The sequence below is a fragment of the Exiguobacterium sp. s70 genome, assembly GCF_018618315.1.
Taxonomy (GTDB): domain Bacteria; phylum Bacillota; class Bacilli; order Exiguobacteriales; family Exiguobacteriaceae; genus Exiguobacterium; species Exiguobacterium chiriqhucha.
Window position 1 is genome coordinate 220470 of the sequence record NZ_JACSLV010000004.1, and the last position, 16417, is coordinate 236886.

The 16417-nt window shown below is 49.6% G+C and carries 23 protein-coding genes; 6 read left to right on the top strand and 17 right to left on the bottom strand.

Translation table 11 applies throughout. The features are described from left to right. Positions 1-256: 256 nt before the first annotated feature. The 8 genes from KNP84_RS11365 to KNP84_RS11400 form a co-directional block, all read right to left on the bottom strand. Positions 257-766: a GNAT family N-acetyltransferase gene (locus tag KNP84_RS11365; protein ID WP_214756634.1), complete on the bottom strand. Its 510-nt coding sequence runs from the start codon at positions 764-766 to the stop codon at positions 257-259. 25 nt (positions 767-791) lie between these two features. Continuing rightward, positions 792-1475: a hypothetical protein gene (locus tag KNP84_RS11370; RefSeq protein WP_214756636.1), complete on the bottom strand. Its 684-nt coding sequence runs from the start codon at positions 1473-1475 to the stop codon at positions 792-794. 90 nt (positions 1476-1565) lie between these two features. Beyond that, on the bottom strand, positions 1566-2099 hold the full coding sequence (locus KNP84_RS11375) for a DUF2199 domain-containing protein (RefSeq protein ID WP_214756637.1): 534 nt from the start codon (positions 2097-2099) through the stop codon (positions 1566-1568). A gap of 54 nt (positions 2100-2153) precedes the next feature. Then, positions 2154-2864: a DUF2750 domain-containing protein gene (locus KNP84_RS11380; RefSeq protein WP_214756638.1), complete on the bottom strand. Its 711-nt coding sequence runs from the start codon at positions 2862-2864 to the stop codon at positions 2154-2156. Between the two features lie 218 nt (positions 2865-3082). After that, positions 3083-3868, bottom strand: coding sequence for a TetR family transcriptional regulator (locus KNP84_RS11385; RefSeq protein WP_214756639.1), 786 nt, complete (start codon positions 3866-3868; stop codon positions 3083-3085). Between the two features lie 5 nt (positions 3869-3873). Beyond that, positions 3874-4155 (bottom strand): hypothetical protein, encoded by a 282-nt coding sequence (locus KNP84_RS11390; RefSeq protein WP_214756640.1) that lies wholly within the window; start codon positions 4153-4155, stop codon positions 3874-3876. Between the two features lie 53 nt (positions 4156-4208). Beyond that, positions 4209-4892: a hypothetical protein gene (locus KNP84_RS11395; protein WP_214756641.1), complete on the bottom strand. Its 684-nt coding sequence runs from the start codon at positions 4890-4892 to the stop codon at positions 4209-4211. Between the two features lie 91 nt (positions 4893-4983). Then, positions 4984-5418 carry a hypothetical protein gene (locus KNP84_RS11400; RefSeq protein ID WP_214756642.1) on the bottom strand — a complete coding sequence of 145 codons (435 nt, stop codon included), beginning with the start codon at positions 5416-5418 and terminating at the stop codon, positions 4984-4986. Positions 5419-5591: 173 nt separating this feature from the next. Between KNP84_RS11400 and KNP84_RS11405 the strand changes: the two genes are divergently transcribed. Then, on the top strand, positions 5592-6041 hold the full coding sequence (locus KNP84_RS11405; RefSeq protein ID WP_214756643.1) for a hypothetical protein: 450 nt from the start codon (positions 5592-5594) through the stop codon (positions 6039-6041). 322 nt (positions 6042-6363) lie between these two features. Further along, a complete protein-coding gene (locus KNP84_RS11410) occupies positions 6364-6786 on the top strand; it encodes a group-specific protein (RefSeq protein ID WP_214756645.1) in 423 nt (140 codons plus the stop codon). Here KNP84_RS11410 and KNP84_RS11415 read toward each other — a convergent pair. After that, positions 6734-6913 (bottom strand): helix-turn-helix domain-containing protein, encoded by a 180-nt coding sequence (locus tag KNP84_RS11415; RefSeq protein WP_215114825.1) that lies wholly within the window; start codon positions 6911-6913, stop codon positions 6734-6736. The two genes, KNP84_RS11410 and KNP84_RS11415, sit on opposite strands and share 53 nt — an antisense overlap. 324 nt (positions 6914-7237) lie before the next feature. On the opposite strand from KNP84_RS11415, the gene KNP84_RS11420 reads away from it, so the two are divergent. Further along, positions 7238-8074 carry a GGDEF domain-containing protein gene (locus KNP84_RS11420; RefSeq protein WP_214756646.1) on the top strand — a complete coding sequence of 279 codons (837 nt, stop codon included), beginning with the start codon at positions 7238-7240 and terminating at the stop codon, positions 8072-8074. On the opposite strand, the gene KNP84_RS11425 is transcribed toward KNP84_RS11420, so the two are convergent. The 4 genes from KNP84_RS11425 to KNP84_RS11440 are packed head-to-tail and all read right to left on the bottom strand — an operon-like array spanning position 8067 to position 11030. Then, positions 8067-9089, bottom strand: coding sequence for a serine hydrolase domain-containing protein (locus KNP84_RS11425; protein ID WP_214756647.1), 1023 nt, complete (start codon positions 9087-9089; stop codon positions 8067-8069). The two genes, KNP84_RS11420 and KNP84_RS11425, sit on opposite strands and share 8 nt — an antisense overlap. A gap of 28 nt (positions 9090-9117) precedes the next feature. Then, positions 9118-9813, bottom strand: coding sequence for an HAD family hydrolase (locus KNP84_RS11430; RefSeq protein ID WP_214756648.1), 696 nt, complete (start codon positions 9811-9813; stop codon positions 9118-9120). Continuing rightward, complete coding sequence (locus KNP84_RS11435; protein ID WP_214756649.1) at positions 9804-10463, bottom strand: carbon-nitrogen hydrolase family protein; 660 nt, start codon at positions 10461-10463, stop codon at positions 9804-9806. Before KNP84_RS11435 ends, KNP84_RS11430 begins: the two co-directional genes overlap by 10 nt. A 48-nt stretch (positions 10464-10511) precedes the next feature. After that, a complete protein-coding gene (locus KNP84_RS11440; protein WP_214756650.1) occupies positions 10512-11030 on the bottom strand; it encodes a Rossmann-fold NAD(P)-binding domain-containing protein in 519 nt (172 codons plus the stop codon). A gap of 92 nt (positions 11031-11122) precedes the next feature. Here KNP84_RS11440 and KNP84_RS11445 point away from each other — a divergent pair, with 92 nt between their 5' ends. Both KNP84_RS11445 and arr read left to right on the top strand, forming a co-directional pair. Then, complete coding sequence (locus tag KNP84_RS11445) at positions 11123-11569, top strand: GNAT family N-acetyltransferase (protein WP_251130855.1); 447 nt, start codon at positions 11123-11125, stop codon at positions 11567-11569. Positions 11570-11709: 140 nt separating this feature from the next. Next, a complete protein-coding gene (gene arr / locus KNP84_RS11450) occupies positions 11710-12126 on the top strand; it encodes an NAD(+)--rifampin ADP-ribosyltransferase (protein ID WP_214756651.1) in 417 nt (138 codons plus the stop codon). A gap of 458 nt (positions 12127-12584) precedes the next feature. Here the strand turns inward: arr and KNP84_RS11455 are convergent, their stop codons facing one another. The 4 genes from KNP84_RS11455 to KNP84_RS11470 all read right to left on the bottom strand — a co-directional run bounded on the left by KNP84_RS11455 (position 12585) and on the right by KNP84_RS11470 (position 15684). Continuing rightward, the gene (locus KNP84_RS11455; protein WP_214756653.1) at positions 12585-13001 is read right to left on the bottom strand and encodes an SRPBCC family protein; all 417 of its coding nucleotides are present in this window, start codon (positions 12999-13001) and stop codon (positions 12585-12587) included. A gap of 123 nt (positions 13002-13124) precedes the next feature. Next, positions 13125-14171, bottom strand: a complete 1047-nt coding sequence (locus KNP84_RS11460) for an ABC transporter permease (RefSeq protein ID WP_214719637.1) — start codon at positions 14169-14171, stop codon at positions 13125-13127. After that, the gene (locus KNP84_RS11465; protein ID WP_214756654.1) at positions 14171-15031 is read right to left on the bottom strand and encodes an ABC transporter permease subunit; all 861 of its coding nucleotides are present in this window, start codon (positions 15029-15031) and stop codon (positions 14171-14173) included. The genes KNP84_RS11460 and KNP84_RS11465 overlap by 1 nt, the downstream gene beginning before the upstream one ends. 380 nt (positions 15032-15411) lie before the next feature. Beyond that, complete coding sequence (locus KNP84_RS11470) at positions 15412-15684, bottom strand: hypothetical protein (protein ID WP_214832697.1); 273 nt, start codon at positions 15682-15684, stop codon at positions 15412-15414. Positions 15685-15903: 219 nt separating this feature from the next. Here KNP84_RS11470 and KNP84_RS11475 point away from each other — a divergent pair, with 219 nt between their 5' ends. Further along, the gene (locus tag KNP84_RS11475) at positions 15904-16311 is read left to right on the top strand and encodes a hypothetical protein (RefSeq protein WP_214756656.1); all 408 of its coding nucleotides are present in this window, start codon (positions 15904-15906) and stop codon (positions 16309-16311) included. Positions 16312-16417 lie beyond the last annotated feature (106 nt).

The following is a 16417-nucleotide window of genomic DNA, read 5'->3' on the forward strand; positions in this document are numbered from 1 at the left end:
ACGTTTTCTCAATCTGAAGCGAAGATCGATCACCGCGTTGCACTGTTAGGCGTGTTTGAATTTGAGAGGCACCTGAACCATGCGTCTTATACATGACATCGAACGATTCGATTGAACCTTCTAGGCACTGACTTAACTGGCGATGTATTACGAGACGTTTCGAGGCGGGATAAAATAAGTTAACGATGGTTTGCGAATCACGGACAAATTCTAGCATAGGACTCCTTTCCAGAGTTGGACCTCGAAGTTGGATTGTTCAATCGAGTGCTTTCTCGAAACAAATATACCGTTCATGCCCTTTCGGTTTTGAATCGAAATGGACGCTTCCGCGTTCGACGTAGCCGTGTCGTTTGTAAAAGTTGCAGGCGGCCTCATTCCCTGAGAAGCTGTCGAGTCGGATGCTCGTGTAGCCTTCTGCTTTCGCCAACTGTTCCGAGGCACGCAACATCGCTTTTCCGCTCCCTTGACCTTGCCGCTCCGGATGCACCATCAAAGAATGGATGACGAGTGGCCGAGCGTGACACCAGTCGATCGCCTCCCATTCCGGCGACTGCCATTCATCGAGCACGACGACTCCGAGCAACTCCTCACCGTCTTTCATGATATAGACAGAATCGTCTTTGATACACTCCTCAAAATAGGCGCGGTTCGGATACGTGTCGTCCCATTGAAAAATCTGTCGGGCGAGCAAATCGTCTTTACAGGCGAGATACAGTCGTTCGATTGCATCTACATCTGATGGTTTGGCTAATGCGATTGTGATCATTCCAATGCTCCGTTCTTGAAGGTGATTATTGCGGATTGATGATTCGCTCATATTTCATGTACTCGTCTTGGTTCATACTTAGACCGAACAGCTCCGTGATTGTGTCTTGCCGCCACGTGATGGGATTAAAATACTGTGAGCCCGTGTCGAACCAGCGCCCCTTCTGATCAAATCCCCACGTATACTTCACCCGGTCTAGTCCTTGCTGGATAAGCATCTTTCCTTCTTCCGGATTAGAATAAAGGCGGCGCTTCCCGAGCCACAAATACGGTTCAGGTGCCCACGGGCAGTGTTCAATCGCGAGTTGAAAATACTTGTGCTTCAAATGGCCGAATTCTTTTGCCAACGCAATGCACAGCAAGCCGCTCACTTCTTCTGGCCCTTGTTCGATGAGTGACGCTGCCAAGGCGACGTGTTCGTCCGTGATGACAAAGTCATTCCATCCCGTCCAATATAAGGCGAGCGCGAAATAGAACGGGTCATCCGGATGAAACGTATAGGCAGTGAGACCGAAGCTGTTCACCCGGGCAAAATCTTCGATGGTATTTATCAACTCATACCCGATCAGCAAGTCCCAGCGGCTGTGATCGGTCGGGTCCATCATCACGCGGTCAATCAACATCTGTTCGATGCCTCGGGTCTGTTGAAGGTACTGTTCGAGCTGTTTAAACTGTTCTGCCTCAACGTAGGCGTCGATGCGATCGTTCATCGCTTGTTGTTCCGCTGAAAGTTTTTCATTTCCTGAATACAGCTCAAAAATATTCCCTATAGCCTAATCATTCAAAAATGTGTTCTCCTCTCATGCGTCGCTTTCCACGATGCGCGCCAGTTCTTCAATCCGTTCGCGGGTGATCCCTTCCCGCTGTTCGACGGCAAGCGGATGGTCGGTCGGCTCCAATTCGATGAACGGCCGCATCCCCACTTCTCGGGTATGAACGTTCGTCTTTAAATTAAGGGTGTCCGGATAGCCAGGTAGTTCGGTTGCGAACCAGCCGAACATCGGGTCAAGTTCGATGCGGGACGGCTCATCCCACAAGTCGAGCATGCGGAAAAAATTGTCGGCACTAAGTGACACCCAGACGTTCCAAGAAAAAATCTCATCTTCTCCGACAATCGGGAGTTCCACACAGCCGTAGACGAAAAAATGAGCCTCATCGACGACACAAAGGTCATCGGTCAGTACGACGCGTCGCTTCAACTGTTTCTTCGTGAAGCCTTCGATGCTTACCGGCATGACAGAACCGTAACCTATCGGGGTTTCAAGTTCCTGGCGACAGTTTGAACACGGACAATTGTCGAGATGATCGCGTTTTTGGGAAAAAGGATTTATCATAGTTGCTGCTCTCTTTTCTTTAAAAATATTATATTAACGGTATGTGAAATAAATTTATTCGAAATACTCCAGAATGGTTTCTGGGTCATACTCCAATCCAACCAGATCGCTCGACCAATCGAGGCCGCACAGCAGCTCATCATCCGACATGTTCGGCAACCAGCGTTCGAGGAACAGGTCGACCGGCAACTCAATCACATGATAGTCGGCCCACTCTTCAGCCCGGCAAGCGAGCGCAAGCTCTCGGGACGAAAAGAATAACAACACGTCTGTCGCCTCGACGTGCGATGGTGCGTACGCCCATCCATCGTCCTGTTCCGCAGATATTCCAAAGACGAGTCCATTCTCCTCGACTCGTTCGCAAAACGTCTCGAGCACGTCATTCTCCGCCTGCTTCACTTCGACGAACGCCTCAATCGAATGCGCCGCCACCTCCAGGTCATCCATCTCGTGCCACCAGACGTAAATCGTCTCACGGTCGTCTTTTAGAAAACCGAGCTCGTCACCGGATCCGTTCGTCGCTAGCGTCACGAACCCTTCCGGCAACTCCTCTTGCTTCAATTCGTTGGCCCGAATCACATCATCCCACGTCTTATTGAAGAACCGCTCGTCCTTAATCGGATAAAAGAACCACTCTCCGAGTTCGAACTTGTTCCCGTGACCCCATGCGTCACGCAAGCCATCCGGGAAGCGCACCCCGATTTCTTGTTCCACCTGTTCAATCGCTTCGACCGAGAAGCCAGGAAGATTCGTCTCAAGTCTCATCTCATCGCCCTCTTTCTAACATCAATAACATGAGTATACTGAATTTACAAAAAAGAGGGAATTGATTCCGACAAGTTGATGCAATGATTAACGCGATTCTATCGCGCTAATCGTTTGAGAATGTAAAAAGGACCTGTACATCAGGTCCATCGTCACGAGACATCATTCGGTTGTAACCAGTAACTTCTTAGTCGATTCAACGACACCTAGATGCGTCATCACTCATCGAGGAACTGAACGCCGTTCACTTCATAATCACCGATTTGAATGAAGTGGAAGGTCGTGCCCTCTCCTAACCCTCTAGCCGCTCCCGAAAACTTAGCTACAACGTCAGGGCGTTTCCGCGCACCGAACGGCCATTTGTACAACAGTCCGTCTTTCAAGAAGTAGCCGACCTGACCTCGGACCTTCAGCGCCGAGCTATCGTGAAGAAGTTTCGGTGTCTTATACTTGTTAAGTCGCCCGGTCACATCGATATGAATCAAGTCATACCAAATCGACGGACAGAGCCAGACCCCGGTTCGATTTGCTTGCAGTAATTCGCAATCGACGATGGTCGGCGGACGTACTATATCGGACTGATAGCGCCGTAACACTTCACCTGTCTGCGAGAAGCAGACGAGTGCCTCGGTAGAAATCCCATCGCCGAACACCCCCTCGTCGACATAGCCGATCCAAATCCCCGTGTCGTTGACGGCGACCGCTCCGATGGCGTTGCCCGCATGGAACGAATGAAGAATCTTACCCCGCTCATCGATGACCCAGGCGTTGACGGGAGTCTCCTCGAGCGTCACATCGACGACCAGAAACGTTTCTGAATCAAGGAGACGGATGAATGGCGAACTCAACTGAAACGGCAGTCGCAGCGTCCGCTCGTTCCAATAGACGACCGGGCCACCCTGATTCACCAGAACAATCAAGTCATCCCCGAATACATCGGCATCAACGATTCGCGAATCTTTCGTTTGGTATAGCGTTTTAATGTACAAATTCACTTGATTCACGTCTCCTAACCCTTACTTAGCTCTCGCTTTCTCCCCTTTAGCCATAGACGATCAAGCCCTGCACCGACCACCGCCCAAAATAGGATCGTCACCCCATATTTGACGAACATCGTGATATTCGAAGGGTGGGTGAACGTCTCGACGAACCAATGCGTCTCCATGACCCAAAACGGAGGACTCGTCAGAAAGAAGAGAATCGATTTGTCATCAGCGCCGCTCCCATTATAAAGACAAATCAGCACCGCAAAAAGTGTAAGCCAAAACGTAAACGATTTGAATCGACCCATCGTCATGTCCCCTGTCGTGTTTTGGGTGTTTAGCCAGATTCGACCGTGTCCGTTCAGTGATGCAATCGGTTCTCATACTGTTCGAGCGTCGTGCGAAAACGCGCAACCTGTTCCGGCGTCACCGGATCGGTCATTCCATAGCGCTCGTCCAAATACGGCTTGAAATCGACGTCCGTCAATTCGATGCGTCGTGCCCACTCTAAAACCGTTTCCGTCGGCAACCATTTCTTCGCCGATGGCAACGCCTGATTGAATGCGATGAGAGCGTCCCGAATCGTCACACCGGTCCAAGCCGGTTCCTCGACACTCGTCATCGAGCTCGGGACTGGATGACGCGAGAACGTCCTTGTCATGAGCGAAGCTGTTTCGTCAACTCGCTTGCGGTGCTGAAAACGAATGTTAGCGGCAAAAATCAGTACGCTAAGCAATACACAGGCTAACAACAATACCCAATAGAAGAGGCCATCGCCTCGTTCGATGACGGTCGTCACGGAATCGATCGTATAATCCAAATAATCCAGTTTCAAACGAGACTGTTCTTCTTCTTTTGGTATCCTCATCTTTCCTTCGGACGACTCCATCAAATACTCAGATTCTGCCGGTGTCGGTCGTAACTTTAATCCCGATGTCGGAGGACGATACCACCACTCGATTAAATATGAGATGAGACGTATTCCGACAATGACCATCCCTACCGTCAGCACTGCGGTCAACCCAAGCCGAATCATCCAACGCATGGCGTCGCCTCCTCTATAATCGGTTTCCATATCAATTGTATCATCGAAAGTTTCATTTGGAATATCCATCCAGAAAGTTTCAGGCTTTCGTTCACAACAAATGCATCTTGGCGACCTTACTTGTCGGTCGCAATTTCAAAATCAAAGTCGCTAATTCGTTCGCTTCAGCATCCGTCATTAATTTGTCGGGAATCGCATTGAAAAAGAGCAAATATTCCTTCAAATCTATACGGTTAGTATCAAGCTCGGCAGCACGTTTCGCGTGTTCAAACGCCCGTTCATAGGCGTAAGGATGGTGACAGAACGGTTGGCTCATTAGAAGCGAAGCGGTCTCTTCCCAATCAGCAGTCTGCTCAACTTGAATCTGATCGCATACGATTTCGTAGACCATTAAATCATCCGTTTCAAACGCCACTTCAAGAAATGTATTTAACACCACTTCATGAGGGAGCGACTTCCCTAGACGTTGAACGGTCGCTCTGTCGTCTGAGAGAATTGCCTTGTGTAGTTGTTTTTTCAGACGCATTTGAACGTTTGCCCCTTCCTATATAATTTGTCTAAGCTCTTTTTTTCATTCATTTCCTTCTTTCTTTTTTTAGTCTGACTTCACCTATCCATCTTGACACACTATCCCTTTAGTGTAAAATTACACTTGTAAGTAAATGTAAATATAACCCTCATCAAGAAAGGGGTGTCCTGATGGGCAATCCAAAGAACTGCCTCATCGTGTTGTCATCGCTCTATGTGCTCGCATTTATCGTGAACCTGATTCCTTCCATCATGTTCCCTGATGCGACGATTCAGCCGATTCATGCGGTCGCATCCGGCTTACTGCTCGTCTGCATGTTCGGGACGTGTTTATTACGGAATCGTGTCGCCAAGCTGTTGATTATGGCTATTCTGTTCGCAAGTGTGACCGTGTTCACCTTGATCAGTTTCGAGTCGTACGTCTATGACATCGTGCTATTGGACGCCTTGTTCTTAATCCAGTATCCGCTCTATATCCTGTTCGTGACACCACTGTTCGGGCTCAACTACTTCCTGAACGTCAATCCGGAATACGTCGCCTTGCTCGTCTTTTTCATCGCAATTTTGTTGCTCGTCATCCATGAACTCGCGGTGACACGATTCGATCGAATCAAACCATGAGCGGAAGTTGCATCACGCGTCGTTTTCAAGCGATGATGATCTGCGGCACGAGCCTTTTCATATCCATCGTATACCTTTTGTTCTCCCCGAATTGGATTGGACCAGGATTCATGTGGATACTCGGAACGATGATATTGTTGGCAACCTCTTCAATAGGATTAACGGTTCACCTTTCCAAACATCGGGGATGGTATCGATCTAAGTACATTTTCGTAGGCATCGGCATATTCTTGATGCTTGGACTCATTTCCCTGTATATCTTGTGGTACGTTATTGCCATCAACATGAATCACACGACATCACATCCGCTAGGAGGACTCATATGAACTTCTATATCAGCTCCCGTTTCTCGAACATAGAAAAGGTCAGAGCCCTACGCAATCACCTACTCAACGACGGCCACACGCATACATACGACTGGACGACGAATGACCGCGCCACGTCACTTGAGGACTTGCGAGCCATCGGCACGAACGAGTTCGAGGCAATCAAGGCGTCGGACTTCGTCGTCATCTTGCTGCCGGCCGGCAACAGCAGCCATGTCGAGCTCGGAATCGCCCTCGGTGCAGGTGTTCCACTGTTCATCCATGACGCTACAAATCGTTTCGACGATGTCGAGACGACGAGCACGTTCTATCATCTTCCCCACGTCATCCAACTGACGGGATCGCTCGAGGACGTACCTCGGGCCATCACGACCCACTTCGCAACATGTGTTTCGCCTTCTGGAGCCGTAATCGGGTGATGTATTGATATGGGGTGTACCCGGTCAACCCATTAAAGTTGCGGATGAACTGATATTTGCTCTGGTTCGCCAAGCGGCACAAGTCGTCGACACGGATGACTGTCGCATAATTCTGTTCGATATACATAGAGACGGGTCCATGTGTTCGACTTTGAAGAGACGGGCGCGATGAAACGAATCTGTTCGGGCGAATCGAATGGCACATTGATTCACGATGGCCAGACCAACCTTGCCACATGACTGACGACATCACCGGCATCCGTGTCGGTGGTGTCATTTACTTGATCTCGAAGAACGCACTCGCTCCGATTCGAAAAACGAGCTCGTCGTTTCAATCTGATGTTCTATAATGAAGATGATGGACACCTTTGATTGGTTATTCCCCACATATAGCGGGTAATTGAGGATGTGGCTCAGCACGAGCCGATTTGAAACGGATGGAGGGATGAACATGAAGCAATGGACCACTGACTCGATTTATTTGTTCGGGCTCATCGCTTGTATGATGATCGGCACGATGGCGTTCACCGTCCTTTTGTTCGAAAGTGACACCGGCCTTCTCGGCTATTTGATTTTACCTGCCATCGTCTTATCTTCCCTCATCTTCGGGATGCGGGCCGGGCTCACCTTGTCTGTCACGCTCCTCCTCTCTTTATTCATCTATTTCCGATGGTTCGCGTCCATCTATGAAGCAGGAAACATTCAGTTTTTCAACGGCAGAGGCATCAGTTTCACGATTTTGCTGCTCGTCATGTCCATCTTGTCCGGCCTCATTCATCAACTCGTGAAGAACGTGCAGCTGTCACGGCTCGAGTTAGAGGAGCGCGCCCGACAGCTCGTGGCCGTCGACCCTGAGACGTGGCTCGATAACGCCGAACGGTTTCAGATGGACTTGACTGCCGAACGCGATCGCCTCATCCGCCACGGTGAAGCTTTCACGGTGTCGTTCATTCAAATCCATGAGCTGAGACAGTTCGAGGAACGGTTTGGACGGACCGAATATGAATGGTTCTTGAACTACTTCAGCGACGAGCTCCACCTGGCCACGAGACGAACGGATCATAAGTATCGCGTCGCCCTAGACACGTTCGCCATCATCTATCCACACACGTCCCCTGAGGCCGCCCGTGTCGTCCATGACCGGATTCGCCCGTTACTCGAAAAGTACGAGCTTCAAAGCGGTGAACACGTGTCGTTGATGCATGTGGATACGTTCTATGACGTGAATCGAGAAAATGGCAATGCGGTCGTCGACGAAATCATTGCGAACATGTCCACGTTCAGTTGACTGTCGCCCGATAAATATCCCCAATCAGACCATCCATTTGATGCACCCCTAATTCTGCATTCGTCATGATGATCAGTGACTTGCCGATGTACGGGTACGCCACGAGCATGCTTTGAAAACCAATCCCCCAGCCGAGCGAGGATAGCTCGCGTTGCTCCTGTTCACCATCCAGAAAGACACCGAGCCCGGCGAACAGGTTCAACGACGAAGCAGACAGCATGTCTTCGACCGTCCGATGAGACAGTTCTCGACCGTTCCCTTTCACCGCCTCCATCAGTTCGATGACGACGCGCGACAAATCCTCAGTCGTCGTCCAGAGCCCGGCCGCCGCTGGATATGGATAGTGCGGGATGATGGGGGCGACGGAATGGCCGTGCTTGTCGTGGCCGCTCGCGAACGTCACACCTTCCACCTCAAAGTCATACCCACTCGCATGCATATCGAGCGGGATGAACAGCTCGTCACGCATCACATCCGCGAACGGACGCTTCATCACGTCCTCAACCAATAGTTGAATCAGACAGAACCCGGCGTCCGAAAAGTGAAACGCTTGGCCCGGCTCGCCCGTCACATGAACCGGCCCGTCATGATACGGCGTGTCTCCGTTCATCAAAGCAGCCATCGACGGACGTCCGAACGTGACATCAAGTGCTCCGAAACCGCCCGTCGCATCGACAATTCCGGACTCATGACGCAACAACTGACGTAACGTCACTTCGGATGGTGTCGAGACAACATCCTTTAGTTGCCACGAGACGAGCCGATCATTCACCGGTTCATCTAACGCCAACTGTCCCGCTTCGACCAACTTCAAGACGAGGACACTGGTCAGAAATTTGCTCATCGAACAAGCATTGAAGCGCGTGTCAGCCGTCACCCGTTGACCGCTCCCCGTCGCCACCGTTCCCAATTGTTTAGCGTCCATCAGTCGCCCGTGTTCAATCCAGGCGATGCTACAACCCGGGACGCGATAATGTTTCATCCGCTCCTCGATATACGCTACATCTAGCGACATGCCGCACCTTCCTCTCCTAAAGATAATCTCACCGCATCACGATCAATTCGGACAAATCGTCAATCGAATCATCGGCGTCTGCTTCAGACTCTTCCCACCAATCGTTCCGTTTCCAAACCGTCCGTATGCCGACTCGCTTGGCGGCTTGGATGTCATGGAGCGCGTGATCCCCGACGAACATGGCAGTTCCTGGCGTAACGTCTAATGCCTCGAGAGCCCGATGAAACAGCTCGGGCTCTGGTTTCTTCATGCCTTCCCATTCAGAGACGAGAATACAATCGAAATAGTCGCGGATCCCTAGACCACGAATCGAATTCATTTGAAATTCGCCATACCCGTTCGTGATGATGCCGAGCCGAAGCCCACGCGCTTTCAAGGCGCTCAGCATCGGATCAAGATTCGGGAACGCGACGCAGAAATGCTGAAACTGGTTCTCATAATCATCGAGTAGTTCTTGTTGGGTGATCCCGGTAATCTCAAACTCCTGAATCAACTGATCATACACCGCGTCTTTCCAGCGATAGCCGTGCTGGTCGAGTTCGATGAAGCGCGTGACATAATCTCGTTCTTCGATGCCGGTCAGATGTCTGTTCAGTCTTGCATACTGGTCATGGATGAAGCGTCGCACGGATTCATCCCGGTTCAGCAGCGTGCCATCCAAATCAAAGAGCACGGCTTTTAACGCCGACACCTCGGTCGTTTGAATCGATTGAGTCAGCGACATGGGATTGAATCTTCGAGCACGACGACGGTCTTCGTTTCCGTATCGATAATCCGCGTGCGCGTATCGTTTTTCGACAGCAAAATCGCCTTGCCCGTCTCGTCAAAACAGTAGGCCATCGGAATTGAAAATCCACAGTTTCGATACGACCCGTCGGCATGGCTCGTCCCGAGAATGATGGAGCGTTGTTGCAATGCAATCTGTTTCGCTTCTCCAGACCAGTCACTGTACTGTTCTTCACTGAACATGCCGACTCCAATCGGATTGAAGATAATTTGGATAGGTTCTTCCGATTTGAGTCCGTCCAGCCCCATGAAGATTTCTCGACAGAGCATATATCCGTATCGAAGACCGTCGTCATCGACAGTTGACGGCATGAAGAGCGGCATCGCCTCCGGAGTCTTGGCACGGTCCAACAGTGTCTCCCCACGTTTGTTGATGATGAGGGCCCGGTCCACATTCTGCTCGTTCCGATAGCCCATCACGACTGCTGTCTGAAATGTCTTCGCAAGCTCCTTGACCTCGTCCAGATGTGTGTATTGACAATAACCTTCCGGATACAACATCAAGTCGACCGCAGGGTTCGCTTTGATGTCTTGAATGAATTGCTCTAAGTGTTGCTCCATTTTGGGTTGACCGATCAGAATCTTCATTTGTACCGCACATCCTTCTCTCATTTGCTTTGTTTAGAATCAATCGTCTCACTTCGAAGTAAACCCGACTGAATAAAGAGGTTTCTTCTCTTGAACCGCCTCGACCACGCCTCCAGCTATCTCTTCATGCGTCAACCAACGGCGCTCCCCCTTCTCGATCTGATAGCCGAGCTGCACTTGGTGATAACGGACGTCTTCAGGGATCGTCAGACCGTTTCTCATATCGCTCGAGTTGGCGTGAGTACCGAGGACATGGAACACGTCCGTGCCCCCGCGCAGTGCTAACAACACACACGGCAAGGCATCAGCTGCGTCCGAATGAATCCAGGCAACGACCAGGTCGAAATCTCCATGAATCGCCATCGAACGTCGCAGCGCCTCCTTCAGACGCAAGTCGTACCGATAGTCGACCAATACGGCAGACAGCCGGCCCGGCGATCGCTCGGTCAATCGGCTCATTTTCTCGGCATCCCGTCCGATGATGGACACGTGATACCCAACCTCTGCCAACCAAAGGACTGTTTCCGCCAGCATCCCGCTGCCGCCAATCACTAACGCATGTTTCACGCTCTATCCGTCCCTTCTGTCCGTTTATAAGTAAGGAAAGGAATCCTGACTGACGAGAGCGAAATCTACATACAATATCCCCTCAAGGAGGCATGATTCCCATTCCATCGACCATCTATTCCATCAAACCAATCGAGTCGTCACGCGAACTCAATGACTCGTTCCTTGTCATGAGCCAACTGCGCACCGACCTGACGCTCGATGCCTATCACGAGCTCGTCGCCGCCATGCGACCGCAAGGCTATGAACTGTATGCGTTATACGCCGACGATACCATCGTCTCACTCGCGGGGATCGAGGTACGTGTCAATCTCTATCTCGAGAAGCACGTCTTCATTTACGACCTCGTGACGTGCGCGAACCATCGCTCGAACGGATACGGCGAGATGTTGCTTCACTTCGTCCACGAATACGCCCGCGACCTTGGTGCCAAATACGTCTCCCTCGAGTCAGGACTCGCTCGAACCGAGGCGCACCGTTTTTATACAGATAAGATGGACTACGCCATCACGAGTTATTCGTTCCGTAAACAACTTTGATTTCTATGTAACGAAAAAGGAAGAGCCGAACGCTCTTCCCGTCTTTATTATATCGTGATTCACGAGCCAAAAACAGACTGTCTTCTCCTAAATTCATCCACTATACTGTGAAGACAACCTGACTGAAGGAGAGATGAAGCATGACCGATGACATGAGATCGCTCGACCCCGGCCCGTTTTTCCACGGGACGAAAGCCGAACTGAAACTAGGGGATTTGCTTGAACCGCAGCGACGCTCGAACTATCAAGACAAGCAGTCGAACTACATCTATTTCACCGCCACCCTCGACGCCGCCAAATGGGGTGCCGAACTGGCGAGCGGTAAGGCTCGTGAGCGCATCTATCTCGTCGAACCGACGGGTGACTTCGAGAACGACCCGAACTTGACGGACAAGCGCTTCGCCGGCAACCCGACCCGGTCATACCGGTCGAGCGCCCCGCTCAAAGTCGTGGCCGAGCTCGGGGCGTGGGAACGCCATCCGGACGATGTGATCACGCATATGCTTGAATCGCTTGAGAAAATGCGACAAGCCGGGGAAGATGTGATTGACGACTGACACGAAGGAGAAGCACCTTTAAGAAATCCCACAACAAACGCAAGTATCTCTTGATGTCTATCGAAGTGACTGATTGGCTCTACGTCTCGACAGCAAGAAGATTAGCATCAGACTGGCTATCGCTGAGATTGCAACCTTAAGCTGAAATCCATTCGTCAATCCTTCTATCACATATCCTTTTAGTTTTTGGGACAGACTCGCATCCGGTATCCAATCAATCACATAGCCAATTCCTAACATTGCGGGAAGGCTTATCACGACATAGATCATGATAAACATGGACGTGAACGTCTTGATCTTTATCGTCTCCTACCTCCATTTCTGGTTGCACTGAATCGTAAAGTCTCCCGACCAAATAGAAAATGATACAATCCATCCAATAATTGGCTCAAAAATAATAAAGAATAGACACTCTGTGTATATGTCGATGCCAACATGTATACAGAGTGTCTTTCGTATTAATTTTCTCTAACGTACTTTGCGAAACTATCGAGGATTGCCTGCCAGCCTTGGCGCTGTAACTCGAGCGGATTCATCGATTCCGCATCGAAAGTTTCAACGATTTTAGTCTGCTCACCTTCTGAAACAAATGAAATGCTTACTTTACGGTCGTCTTCGAGGCGATATTGAATGAGGTGATTAATTTGAACCTCATCATACACACCTTCAAAATCGAAGGCCATACTCTTGTCTTTCGCCTCCATCCGACTTCGAAACTTTCCTCCGGCTCTCAAGTCATTTTCAGCTTCCGTCGTATGCCAATCTTCGGATGCATGATTCCACTGTTTGATGTGTTCAGGGTCCGTCCAAAGTCGCCATACTTTGTCGATAGGTGCTTCAATAATTGATGACACCGTCACTGTATTTGATTCCATCTAATGATCTCCTTTGAAATGAATTGTTTCTAAACGCTTTAACGTCGACACTGGATGACATCCAACTATCCTTTACATCACTTTCATTCGATATGCGTTCGATGAACCCCTTCTCCAATCTAACTAAATAGAAGAAGGCGGTTTTTTGAATTGAGTCGAATGATTTGTATGAACGAGTGTGAACGGATCCGCGAGCGACGCGGCCGCCGCCTCCGTTTGAGACATCGTCTCTTCCGTGACGACCGCCTCTTGGCGTCGTAATCGGAACGCCCGCTCGAGGCGGCTCGTCAGCAAGTTGCTGAGGAAGACGAGCAGTGACAGGCCGAGAGCCGGAACGAGGAACATATGGTTCGTCATCCATGTCGTCGCTGTGAACTGCGTGAAATAAAAACCGAACATCGACGACCATTCAAACAGCGTCGGTCGGACCCCTTCAAACAGGAAGACGGTGCCTCCGAAAAAGACGCCGAACAACGACAGATGAATGAGCAACATGAGTGTTTGCACGAACTGTTGCATGAAGACGATGACCAACGTCGGAACGAGGTGCGGCCATAAGTGTTTCCTTGTCCGGTGCCACACACTGCCGCCCAACGTCTCGGCGACGATCATAAACTCTTGTTTGAGCAATTGCCGGACCTCTGTAATGAGATAAAGCGTGACCGCAGGCAAGCCGAGCGCCACGAACACCGTCAACTGCAGCGTCACGCGGTCCAGCAGCGGCGGCACCATGGTCGAATCCGCGAAGAAAAAGGACGGGAATAGCATCATCATAGCCAACAAAGAAATCGGTAGAATCAAAAACCCGTCTAACACCATTTTGAAGATTCGGTTCACGCGCGCCCCGCGAAACGCGAGTGGAATCCCGATCAATAGGCCGAACGCCATCCGTCCGAGCGCAACGGTCGCACAAATACCGACCGTCCACTTAAAGCCTTCGATCATCATCTGGAACAAGTCGTTGCCGGCCCGGTCGGTACCGAGCCATTGATCTTTCGACGGTTCAAGCGGTGGAATGCCAATCAACCGACCTTCGTCGGAGTAACGGTTCAAAAATTGGTCGACTTGGCCATCGCGGAATACGGTATTCCCGATACTTAGTAACAGCAAGCTGGCAAAAATGACGAACCCGATGATGAAAATCGGGTCCCGCAGTAACGTGCGTCGCATCAAATCCCTCCTTTCCAGGCGTTCGGGATGAGCCATTCCGCTACTAAATCCAATATGAAAATCGGGATATAGACGACCAACAAGATGACGAGCAGGATCGGCATGACCGGATTATAGACGGCGAACCGGAAAATCCCTTGCACGTTGAACAAATACTCGATAATCAACAGACTCGAGAGCACCGTGATCAAGTTCGAGCGGAAAAAGAGGTAGAAGCGGTACACCAAATTCGGGAGCAAATGTCTCCAGAACAGGGCGGCCGGTCGGACGCCTTTGGCCCGGGCCAGTTCGAGAAACAACGACACCTCCTCCTCGAGGATATGTTTCGTCAACCACTTGAGGAAGAAGAACAGAATCGTGAGCGTCAACGTCACAATCGGCAAAAAGCGTATGTATTCGGCGAACCCACCTGCGACTTCAATTCGATCGAACCCTGTCTTCTTATAAATCGTGATGGCAAGAAATTGCGAGAAGATGAGCCAAAACAAATCCGGGATCATCTCGAGTGTCTGGCTCGTTTGCTGGAGCACCGTGCGCACGCGCTTTCCGCTCCGATAAAAGAAATAGGCGTACAGAAGGGCGAACCCGACCGAGACGATGAGTGACGTCATAAAGATGATGACCGTCTCTTTCATGAGCGGGGCGAGGTCTGGCAATAACGGTAACTCGCGTTGTGCGGTGACGTTGTAGTATGTAATCTCATCGAGTTTCGCCAACTGACTGAATTGTTGTTGAATCCCATTCCAGTAATTTGATGGCACGAACTCGAGTTGCACGACGAGTGACGGCAAGGCACTGATCGCAATCAATACAAATAGCGTGATGAAAAACTGAGCCGATTTTTGAGCAATCCAATTCATCCGATTCTCTCCTTTCAAAAAACAAGTACAATCTCATAACCGTTTCGAGCTTGCTTATAAACCATAAACTATAAAATCCAAAAAACGCTTCCAAAATAAAGCATATCCTTCATCCCGAAGTAAAATTTCCCCATTTACACTGTTATGATTTTATCATAATCATTTATGAATAAAAACAATATTCCGAAAATTTCAGAAATCTAAATTGTCTCTTGATTAAACAGTTTCTACATGAAAATCAGCGTTCTTTAAAACTTGACGACTTCCGTTGGACTCACCTTATTGCTTTATCGGAAAAGTAGATTTCAATTAATAATTAAATTCATAGGATGAATGGCAGAAAAACCATAAAAAAATATCCTTCTAATTAGAAGAATACTTTAGTATGTTGAAAAGAGCGTATCGCCATCTTTCGACTTCAACACATAGTCAACTCCAGTCGAATTCACTTTCGTCAACGTGACGGTACAATCAAACAACGTGCCTGGTCCATATGCAACGTCCTCCGGTATGTCCGGAAAATCGTAAGATTCCTCTTCAAACCAGAGCGTCACGCCGCCTTGTTTCGACTGATTGTCAACGACATAGCAACTCCCAGTTTCTGTCTCATAACGGCCAAGCGCGCGATCATATGTATCAGGTATGGCAATCATAAAACAAATGATTGCGATGCATATGCTGAATATAGCTCCTAGCAATTTCATCAATTTGCGCTCGCTCCGCCATTGTGACATATATACAAATGTCGAAAGCACACATATGAATCCGACAAACCAAAACGCAATTAATTGTGCCAACCTGATCACCTCTTTCATATTATACGAACATTGCCGTATAATGTTTCATCATCCTATCAGATTAAGGAGTCCTATATGGCCCACTTCCTCAAGTTACAATCTATCTCCATTTTCCTCGCGGTTCTGCTATTATTGAACATTCAACTGCTCGCCAACAGCGGACGGCTTTATTTGTTGATGGGTGATGCTTATATGCTAGCCATCACTATGTTCGGTCTTGTTTCACTCATCTTGTTCACGCGGCTCATCATCAAACGTGTCAGGCAACTCGCACCTTCACCATGGAACCTATCCCTGTACGTGTTATGGCTCCCTTATTTGGCGCTGTTCACCTATGCCTGGACACAAATCGTCCCCGCCCCTGGTGAAGCGGCATGGCCAAGTCGGGTCGTCGGGCTATTGATTATCGCGCTCACATTCACGTTCCCGCTCTATGTGTTCATCGTCCATATGGTCGCCTGCTCCAAACAACGAACGACGTAACCAAAAAACGTGTGCAATAGACTGACCTAGCGAAATGAGACACTAATAAAAACACCTTGATTAGGCTGCCATCCCACCGTATTTTATCGGTGTGAGGTAGCCTAAT

Coding starts and splice junctions, on each gene's coding strand:
- KNP84_RS11365 (WP_214756634.1), bottom strand. CDS start 766: ATGATCACAATCGCATTAGCCAAACCATCAGATGTAGATGCAATCGAA.
- KNP84_RS11370 (WP_214756636.1), bottom strand. CDS start 1,475: ATGAACGATCGCATCGACGCCTACGTTGAGGCAGAACAGTTTAAACAG.
- KNP84_RS11375 (WP_214756637.1), bottom strand. CDS start 2,099: ATGATAAATCCTTTTTCCCAAAAACGCGATCATCTCGACAATTGTCCG.
- KNP84_RS11380 (WP_214756638.1), bottom strand. CDS start 2,864: ATGAGACTTGAGACGAATCTTCCTGGCTTCTCGGTCGAAGCGATTGAA.
- KNP84_RS11390 (WP_214756640.1), bottom strand. CDS start 4,155: ATGGGTCGATTCAAATCGTTTACGTTTTGGCTTACACTTTTTGCGGTG.
- KNP84_RS11395 (WP_214756641.1), bottom strand. CDS start 4,892: ATGCGTTGGATGATTCGGCTTGGGTTGACCGCAGTGCTGACGGTAGGG.
- KNP84_RS11400 (WP_214756642.1), bottom strand. CDS start 5,418: ATGCGTCTGAAAAAACAACTACACAAGGCAATTCTCTCAGACGACAGA.
- KNP84_RS11405 (WP_214756643.1), top strand. CDS start 5,592: ATGGGCAATCCAAAGAACTGCCTCATCGTGTTGTCATCGCTCTATGTG.
- KNP84_RS11410 (WP_214756645.1), top strand. CDS start 6,364: ATGAACTTCTATATCAGCTCCCGTTTCTCGAACATAGAAAAGGTCAGA.
- KNP84_RS11415 (WP_215114825.1), bottom strand. CDS start 6,913: ATGTATATCGAACAGAATTATGCGACAGTCATCCGTGTCGACGACTTG.
- KNP84_RS11420 (WP_214756646.1), top strand. CDS start 7,238: ATGAAGCAATGGACCACTGACTCGATTTATTTGTTCGGGCTCATCGCT.
- KNP84_RS11425 (WP_214756647.1), bottom strand. CDS start 9,089: ATGTCGCTAGATGTAGCGTATATCGAGGAGCGGATGAAACATTATCGC.
- KNP84_RS11430 (WP_214756648.1), bottom strand. CDS start 9,813: ATGTCGCTGACTCAATCGATTCAAACGACCGAGGTGTCGGCGTTAAAA.
- KNP84_RS11435 (WP_214756649.1), bottom strand. CDS start 10,463: ATGAAGATTCTGATCGGTCAACCCAAAATGGAGCAACACTTAGAGCAA.
- KNP84_RS11445 (WP_251130855.1), top strand. CDS start 11,123: ATGATTCCCATTCCATCGACCATCTATTCCATCAAACCAATCGAGTCG.
- arr (WP_214756651.1), top strand. CDS start 11,710: ATGACCGATGACATGAGATCGCTCGACCCCGGCCCGTTTTTCCACGGG.
- KNP84_RS11455 (WP_214756653.1), bottom strand. CDS start 13,001: ATGGAATCAAATACAGTGACGGTGTCATCAATTATTGAAGCACCTATC.
- KNP84_RS11460 (WP_214719637.1), bottom strand. CDS start 14,171: ATGCGACGCACGTTACTGCGGGACCCGATTTTCATCATCGGGTTCGTC.
- KNP84_RS11465 (WP_214756654.1), bottom strand. CDS start 15,031: ATGAATTGGATTGCTCAAAAATCGGCTCAGTTTTTCATCACGCTATTT.
- KNP84_RS11470 (WP_214832697.1), bottom strand. CDS start 15,684: ATGATTGCCATACCTGATACATATGATCGCGCGCTTGGCCGTTATGAG.
- KNP84_RS11475 (WP_214756656.1), top strand. CDS start 15,904: ATGGCCCACTTCCTCAAGTTACAATCTATCTCCATTTTCCTCGCGGTT.